Annotated in this window: 3 protein-coding genes and 1 pseudogene; all 4 read left to right on the forward strand. The window is 64.4% G+C overall.

Going from position 1 to position 6,067, the window contains the following annotated elements; all coding sequences use genetic code 11:
• The first annotated feature begins 77 nt into the window (after positions 1-77).
• The 4 genes and pseudogenes from pcrA to B384_RS19125 all read left to right on the forward strand — a co-directional run bounded on the left by pcrA (position 78) and on the right by B384_RS19125 (position 6,051).
• Complete coding sequence (pcrA, locus tag B384_RS0114630) at positions 78-2,570, forward strand: DNA helicase PcrA (protein ID WP_237715331.1); 2,493 nt, start codon at positions 78-80, stop codon at positions 2,568-2,570.
• 143 nt (positions 2,571-2,713) lie between these two features.
• The gene (gene sucC / locus B384_RS0114635) at positions 2,714-3,883 is read left to right on the forward strand and encodes an ADP-forming succinate--CoA ligase subunit beta (RefSeq protein WP_019483851.1); all 1,170 of its coding nucleotides are present in this window, start codon (positions 2,714-2,716) and stop codon (positions 3,881-3,883) included.
• Positions 3,884-3,941: 58 nt separating this feature from the next.
• Positions 3,942-4,844, forward strand: a complete 903-nt coding sequence (sucD, locus tag B384_RS0114640; RefSeq protein ID WP_019483852.1) for a succinate--CoA ligase subunit alpha — start codon at positions 3,942-3,944, stop codon at positions 4,842-4,844.
• A 151-nt stretch (positions 4,845-4,995) separates the two neighbouring features.
• Positions 4,996-6,051, forward strand: a pseudogene (locus B384_RS19125) (zinc-dependent alcohol dehydrogenase family protein).
• Positions 6,052-6,067 lie beyond the last annotated feature (16 nt).

Below are 6,067 nucleotides of genomic sequence, written 5' to 3' on the forward strand. Positions count from 1 at the left end.
CGGGCGTTTGGGTGTGAGGTGGGGTTGCCCAACCGGTTTCGTCGGTGCCAGCAACTAGACTTGGTGGCACCATGGATATGCTTTTCGACCCACACCTCGGCTCCACTCCCGCCAGTTCAGGGCGGCGCGCGACGTCGTCGGCGCGCCCTGCCGCCGCCGACCCGGCGGACGGTTCCGCTGAGGTGCCGCACTCCAGCGGCGGGCGCCGGGACGATGCACGCGCACGGGAACTATTGGTGGGCCTGAATCCGCAGCAGGAAGAAGCCGTCCGCCACAGCGGGTCGCCGCTACTGATCGTTGCGGGCGCCGGCTCGGGCAAAACCCGGGTGCTCAGTCACCGCATTGCCTACCTGTTGGCCATGGGCAGGGCCCACCACGGTGGGATCCTGGCAATCACCTTCACCAACAAGGCCGCCGCCGAAATGCGCGAACGCATCGAAGGCCTGGTCGGCGACGTCGCCAAGCGCATGTGGATCTCCACCTTCCACTCCTCCTGTGTGCGGATCCTGCGGCGGGAGGCAGCCTCCGTGGGGCTGAACTCCAACTTCTCCATCTACGATTCAGCCGACACGCTGCGGCTCGTCACCCTGGTGGCCAAGGGGCTGGATCTGGATCCCAAGCGGTTCACGCCCAAATCCATCCAGCACAAAATTTCGGCCCTGAAGAATGAACTGATCGATGAGGAGAGCTACGCCAGCTCAGCCAACTACTCGGACCCGTTCGAGCAGGCAGTCGCCGAGGTCTACATGGGTTACGCGCAGCGGATGCGTCAGGCCAACGCGATGGATTTCGATGACCTGATCGCCCAGACCGTCTACATGTTCAGGGCCTTCCCCGGGGTGGCCGACTACTACCGCCGCCGGTTCCGGCACGTCCTGGTGGACGAGTACCAGGACACCAACCACGCGCAGTACGCCCTGGTGCGGGAAATTGTTGGCATCACGGAGGACCCCAGCGAAAACGGGGAAGCCATTCCGCTCGCCGAACTGACGGTGGTCGGCGACTCGGACCAGTCGATCTACGCGTTTCGGGGTGCCGACGTCCGGAATATCGTCGAGTTCGAGAACGACTATCCCAATGCGCGCACCATCCTGCTGGAACAGAACTACCGGTCCACCCAGACCATCCTGAGCGCAGCCAACGCGGTGATTTCCCGCAACCCGGACCGGCCCGACAAAAAACTGTGGACCGCCGAGGGTGATGGTGAACCGATCGTCGGGTACGTGGGCGAAAACGAGCACGAGGAAGCCCGGTTTATCGCCGAGGAGATCGACCGCCTCCAGGATGAGGATGACCTTCGTCCTGGCGACGTGGCGATCTTTTACCGGACCAACGCGCAGTCCCGCTCCATTGAGGAAATCCTGATGCGCGTGGGCCTGCCGTACAAGGTGGTGGGCGGCACCCGCTTCTACGAGCGCAAGGAGATCAAGGATGCGCTCGCCTACCTGCGGGTCCTGGTCAACCAGGACGACGTCGTCAACCTCCGCCGAATCCTCAACGAACCGAAGCGCGGGATCGGGGACCGGGCCGAATACGCCGTCGCGGCGCTCGCCGAGCGGGAGCGGATGTCCTTCATGGCAGGACTCCGCCGAGCCGGCGAGGCACCGGGCCTGGCGACCCGCTCACTGAATGCAGTGAACGGCTTCGTGAAGCTCATGGATGATCTCGCTGAGGTGGCCGACGGGTCGGGTGCCTCCGCGGCACTGGAAGCGGTGCTGGAGCAGACCGGCTACCTGGCACAGTTAAGGCTGAGCAACGATCCGCAGGACGAGTCGCGGGTGGAAAACCTTGCGGAACTCGTGGCGGTGGTCCGCGAGTACGAACAGGAAAACCCTGACGGCACACTCGGCGACTTCCTGGAGCAGGTCTCGCTGGTGGCTGACGCCGACCAGATCCCCTCGGCACCCGAAGGGTCGGCTGCCGAGGTGGAACAGGCGGTCGCCGAAGCCAAACGGCTGGGTGTGGTCACCCTGATGACCCTGCACACGGCCAAGGGGCTCGAATTTCCGGTGGTGTTCCTGACCGGCATGGAGCAGGGCATCTTCCCGCATCAGCGCTCAGCTACCGACCCGAAGGAGCTGGCCGAGGAACGCCGGCTCGCCTATGTGGGGCTGACCCGCGCGCGGAAACGGCTCTACATCACCCGGTCCGAGGTGCGCAGCATGTGGGGTCAGAGCCAGTACAACCCTGCCTCGCAATTTGTCGGCGAAGTGCCCAGCGAACTCATCAAGTGGAAACGGGAAGGCGCATCCGGGCCGGTCTGGTCCGGGGGCGCGGCAATCGGAGGCAACAACCGGTTCAGCGGATCCTACTGGGGGGCCGGTGCCGCGGGTGGCGACGACACCGGGCGCGGGCTGCCCACCCGGTCGGCAACCGTCGTCGGGCGTGTGCAACCACAGAAAGAGGTGCTCTCAGTCGCGGTGGGGGACAAGGTCAACCACACCAGCTTCGGCAACGGGACCATTCTGGCCGTCGAGGGAGCGGGCGACAAGACGGTGGCGAAAGTGTCGTTCGACGTTGGCGAGAAGCGCCTCCTGCTGAGGTATGCGCCGCTGACCAAGACGGGGTAGTTCATTAGCTCATCAGGTTACATTTCTACAAACCATAGAACTGTGGCCTTGGTCACTAAACGGGTAGTCTGTGAAAGGCGCTGAACGCCAAGGGACTAAAGTTCCCTGTGTAAACCTACTTCGACGTAGAAGGACACTGGCCTGTGGATCTGTTCGAATATCAGGCGCGCGATCTTTTTGAGGCACACGGAGTACCCGTGCTCGCCGGCATCGTGGCGCATACCCCCGAGGAAGCAAAGGCGGCAGCCGAGAAAATTGGCGGTGTCGTCGTCGTCAAGGCTCAAGTCAAAGTTGGAGGCCGCGGTAAAGCGGGCGGCGTCAAAGTCGCAAAGACCCCCGATGAGGCGTTCAAGTACGCCTCGGACATCCTTGGCATGGACATCAAGGGCCACACCGTTCACAAGGTGATGATCGCGCAGGGCGCTGACATCGCCGAGGAGTATTACTTCTCGGTACTGCTGGACCGGTCCAACCGCAACTACCTGGCCATGTGCTCGGTGGAGGGCGGCGTGGAAATTGAGCAGCTCGCGGTTGAGCGTCCCGAAGCGCTGGCCCGCATCGCCGTCGACCCCGCTGTGGGCATCGACCAGGCGAAGGCCAACGAGATCGTGGAGACCGCAGGGTTCGCTCCTGAGCTGCGCGAGGGTGTTGCCCACGCGATCATCAAGCTGTGGGACGTCTTCGTCTCAGAAGACGCCACCCTGGTGGAGGTCAATCCGCTGGTGCAGACCGGAAGCGGCGAGATCATTGCCCTCGACGGCAAAGTCACCATCGACGAGAACGCTGCGTTCCGTCAGGCCGGCCACGCCGAGCTTGAGGACCAGGACTCGGCTGACCCACTGGAGGCCAAGGCGAAGGCCAACGACCTCAACTACGTCAAGCTCGACGGCGAAGTGGGGATCATCGGCAACGGTGCCGGTCTGGTCATGTCAACGCTCGACGTCGTCGCCTACGCCGGCGAAGCCCACGGCAATGTGCGTCCAGCGAACTTCCTGGACATTGGCGGTGGAGCATCGGCTGCTGTGATGGCTGCCGGACTCGACGTCATCCTGAACGACCCTCAGGTCAAGAGCGTGTTCGTCAACGTGTTCGGTGGCATCACCGCGTGTGACGCGGTCGCCAACGGCATTGTCGAAGCGCTCCAGATCCTGGGCGACAAGGAAAACAAGCCACTGGTAGTCCGCCTCGACGGCAACAACGTTGAGGAAGGCCGCCGCATTCTCGCCGAGGCGAACCACCCAATGGTCACCCTCGCCGACACCATGGATGAAGGCGCCGACAAGGCCGCCGAATTGGCTTACGCCGCCCGCTGATCGAGCCTGCACTCCCCGGCTAGTGTTCTGCCGGGTCCAAAGGATTAAGGAATAACGTATGTCAATTTTTCTCAACAAAGACTCCAAGGTCATTGTGCAGGGCATCACCGGCGGCGAAGGCACCAAGCACACCGCGCTGATGCTCGCTGCCGGCACCCAGGTGGTCGGTGGGGTCAACGCCCGCAAGGCTGGCACCACCGTCACCCACGGTGACGTCACCCTGCCGGTCTTCGGTAAGGTCAGCGAAGCGATGACCGAAACCGGCGCCGACGTGTCGATCGTCTTCGTCCCCCCGGCCTTCACCAAGGACGCGGTGATCGAGGCCATCGAGGCCGGCATCGGACTCGTCGTAATCATCACCGAGGGCGTCCCCGTGCAGGACTCGGCCGAGTTCTGGGCCCTCGCCCAGTCCAAGGTCGACGCCGACGGCAACCAGGTCACCCGGATCATCGGCCCTAACTGCCCAGGCATCATCACGCCGGGGGAGTCCCTGGTCGGCATCACCCCGGCGAACATCACCGGTAAGGGTGGCGTGGGCCTCGTGTCCAAGTCAGGCACCCTGACCTACCAGATGATGTTCGAGCTGCGCGACCTCGGTTTCTCCACCGCCATCGGCATCGGCGGTGACCCCATCGTCGGAACCACCCACATCGACGCACTTGCTGCGTTCGAGGCGGACCCCGAGACCAAGGCCATCGTCATGATCGGCGAAATCGGTGGCGACGCCGAAGAGCGTGCCGCCGAATACATCAAAGCCAACGTCACCAAGCCGGTTGTCGGCTATGTGGCAGGCTTCACCGCACCCGAGGGCAAGACCATGGGCCACGCCGGCGCCATTGTGTCCGGCTCAGCGGGTACGGCTCAGGCCAAGAAGGAAGCCCTTGAGGCTGCAGGCGTGAAGGTCGGCAAGACGCCGTCCGAGACCGCCAAACTGCTCCGCGAAGTGTACGCGGGACTGTAATTCCTTCAGCGGAGGGCCCCGGCAGCTGGATTAGTCCAGCCGCCGGGGCCTTTTCTGTCCTCGGGGCTGGTGAGCAGTGCGCTGGAATTCGGGGCGTGACGGCCGCGTTAGGCTAACTGAACACCCCTACATCCCAGTTTGAGGAGTATGCATGCGTGCCACCATCATTCACGGTCCCGGCGACATCAAGGTTGAGGACCGCGACTACCCCACGATCAAGCGTCCGACCGACGCCATCGTGAAGGTCACCGCTTCCTGTGTCTGCGGTTCGGATCTCTGGCCCTACCGCGGCATCGGCAAGAACCGCGGCACCCGCGCGATCGGGCACGAGTTTGTCGGAGTCGTCGAGGAGATCGGCACCGAGGTGACAGACCTGGCGGTGGGCGACTTCGTGATTGCCCCCTTCGTCGACAGTTGCGGCAAATGTCCCCAGTGCCTCAATGGTGTGACGGTGGCGTGCGACCACCTCACCTCCTGGGGCGGCGACGACGAGTTCGGCCACTACGTCGAGGGCGCCCAGGGTGAGGCGGTCCGCGTCCCCCAGGCCGACGGCACCCTGCGCCGGGTAGATGGCGTGGCCGACCCCGACCGGGCGCTGACCGCCAGCCTCCTGACGCTTTCCGACGTGATGTCCACGGGCCACCATGCCGCGGTCAGCGCCCAGGTCGGACCAGGCCGCACCGTGGTGGTGGTCGGCGACGGCGCCGTCGGGCTGTGAGGTGTGCTCGCCGCAAAGCGACTCGGCGCGGAACGCATTATCGCGATGTCCCGGCACGAGGATCGGCAGGCGCTGGCCCGCGAGTTCGGCGCCACCGACATCGTCGCCGAACGTGGCGATGCCGGCGTGGAGAAAGTCCGGGAATTGTTGGGGGGAGTGCTGGCCGACTCGGTGCTTGAGTGTGTGGGTACCAAGGAGTCGATGGAGCAGGCGCTCGCCAGCACCCGGCCCGGCGGCAACCTCGGGTTTGTTGGTGTTCCCGCCGGCGGCGCCGAACTGCCCATCGGCCTGCTGTTCTCGAAGAACATCACCGTGGGCGGCGGCATGGCCCCGGCCCACACCTACATTCCCGAGCTTCTGGCCGACGTCCTCGCCGGGAAGATCAACCCGGGCAAAGTGTTCGACGTCGAGATGCCCCTCGAAGAAGCAGCGGCAGCCTACCAGGCCATGGATGAGCGCCGCGCGATCAAGGTACTGCTCAAACCCTAGCCCCACCCACGAACGC

Origin of the sequence: Arthrobacter sp. TB 23 (assembly GCF_000294595.1) — a bacterium.
Lineage (GTDB): Bacteria > Actinomycetota > Actinomycetes > Actinomycetales > Micrococcaceae > Arthrobacter_D.